The following is a 2,288-nucleotide window of genomic DNA, read 5'->3' as shown; positions in this document are numbered from 1 at the left end:
GTATGGGTTCATACTTGTAATTTCGATCACCCTGCTGCGCTAGACAACTATAAACGCCGTGGGTTCGTTCACTATAAAACGGTGTAAGGCCTAGAGCGTGGTTCTTTTTAAAAGCTCATCTTTTGCTTTGCTGAGCTCTTTGAATTTTTGCTCGTCCCCACCTTTGTCGGGATGCATTGTTTGTGCTTTTTTCTTAAAGGCTCGTTTTATATCGGCGTAGCTTGCGCCGATCTCCAAACCTAATGCTTGATAAGCTTCTTCCGATTGATCAGGGTTATTAAAACGTTGCCAGAAGCCGTTTAGTAATAATGAGATTTCTTCCTTTGTCATATCGAAATAATTATCATGATCAAGATAGTACGTACCTAATAAATCGCTGTTACTTACACTTGTTTCGTTATGAGTGATGTAAGGAAATTTTTGGATATTGATTATTCCAATCTCAAGATGAGCGCTTTTATTTTTGGCCCATTTTGATTTAAGCGAATAAAGTGCGTGACGAATTAAAAAATGCGTTTTGAATAAGCTGAGTGCTTGATTGAGCTCCATATTTGGTAGCTCGAGATCATTGCTGTCTTTGAGGTATTTTATTAGGTCGTATTCTCGCCACTCACTTTTCATCGTGAAAGCTTTTTCGATAGCGGAGGTGACAGAGCTGAAGATATCCATTTCTTCAGCCTAGCTTAGTGCGTTTAGTTTGTCCTGTGCCTAATGATTAAGCTTGCTACATGGTGTAGTAGATTGGCGCGCCAGGTCCAACGGGGAATCCCATAATAAATACCCAGAAGTAGAAGAACAGGCTCCATGCAGTAATAAATACAACTGAGTAGGGGAGCATCATCGATATGAGGGTACCGATTCCGAGGTCTTTTTTGTATTTCTCGGCAACTGCGAGTATTAGCCCGAAGTAGCTCATCATTGGTGTAATAATATTGGTTGTCGAGTCACCGATACGATACGCCGCTTGAATAACCTCTGGTGAATAGCCAACTAACATTAACATCGGGATGAATATAGGCGCCGTGACTGCCCATTGAGCCGATGCTGAACCTAGTGACAGGTTGATTAGCCCGCATACGCCAATAAAGAAGAAGAATAGAATTGGTCCGGTTAAACCTAAGCTTTCTAAGGTCTGTGCACCGAGCACGGCCAAGATCGCGCCTAGATTAGTCCACTTAAAGAAGGCAACGAATTGCGCCGCGAAGAAAACAAGAACGATATATGCGCCCATTGTGTTCATAGCATGATTCATGGCGTGAACGACATCAGTCGAGTTGGTAATCGATTTAACGACCTTGCCGTACACTAAGCCCGCTAAGGCAAAGTAAATGAATATGAATGCTAAGATCGATTTTAAGAATGGAGACCCTGCAACAAGTCCTGTTTCAGGATGGCGTAATATTCCATTTTCTGGAACGATCGTAGAAGCCAAAACGCCCGCAAAGATGAGCGTATAAATACCGACGACTCTCAGACCTTTGCGCTCAATATCGGTTACGGCATGTGAATTCATCTCTTGCTCGAGTTCTTCGACGTGTTCAGGTGATGCATCATCTTTGTTATACAGACCTAGTTGAGGCTCCACGATGTACTCAGTAATCAGCATGCCGAGAATAGAAATGACAACGGTCGAGGCCATCATGAAGTACCAATTGGCCTCAGCCCCAACCGTATAACTCGGGTCAATAAGTTGGGCTGCTTTCTCTGAGATGCCTGATAGAAGTGGGTCAACTGTTCCAATTAAAAGGTTCGCGCTATAGCCGCCTGATACACCCGCAAACGCGGCAGCAAGACCGGCTAGGGGGTGGCGACCAAGAGATGCGAATATCATTGCAGAAAGAGGAATTAATACCACATAACCAAGCTCAGCGGCTGTGTTCGAAACGATGCCAGCTAGTACAACAGCGAACGTCACAAGCTTCTTGGGCGCACCCATTACCAAGTTACGCATTGCTGCCGAAATGACGCCTGATCGCTCTGCTATCCCTACACCTAGCAGGGCAACTAACACGGTTCCGAGTGGGGTGAATCCTGTAAAGTTCTTAACGAGCTGCGTGAGGATTTGCTGAAGACCTTCAATATTGAACAGGCTGACGACTTCAATCATTCCTGAAGGAGACCTACCACGGCTACCCTCGGGCCGTGGATCTAGCACAGCAAGTTCAAAATACCCAGCGACGCCGCTAATAACGATGACTAGAGCGCATAGTATGGCGAACAAAATAACGGGGTGTGGGAGTAAATTTCCAAGGAATTCAACCGTATCGAGAAAGCGTGTGATGAAATTT

At 44.8% G+C, this 2,288-nt stretch carries 2 protein-coding genes; both read right to left on the bottom strand.

The genetic code is table 11. The annotated features are described in order from the left end of the window. Positions 1–90: 90 nt before the first annotated feature. On the bottom strand, positions 91–621 hold the full coding sequence (locus tag A3738_RS21805; protein ID WP_231876638.1) for a DNA-J related domain-containing protein: 531 nt from the start codon (positions 619–621) through the stop codon (positions 91–93). 103 nt (positions 622–724) lie between these two features. Continuing rightward, on the bottom strand, positions 725–2,281 hold the full coding sequence (locus tag A3738_RS21800) for an AbgT family transporter (protein ID WP_068763850.1): 1,557 nt from the start codon (positions 2,279–2,281) through the stop codon (positions 725–727). Between the last annotated feature and the right edge of the window lie 7 nt (positions 2,282–2,288).

The sequence above is a fragment of the Oleiphilus sp. HI0066 genome (genome assembly GCF_001635725.1).
The sequence above is the reverse complement of the archived record's forward strand: the minus strand, read 5'-3'. Positions and strand labels throughout refer to the sequence as shown.

Coding starts and splice junctions, on each gene's coding strand:
- A3738_RS21805 (WP_231876638.1), bottom strand. CDS start 621: ATGAAAAGTGAGTGGCGAGAATACGACCTAATAAAATACCTCAAAGAC.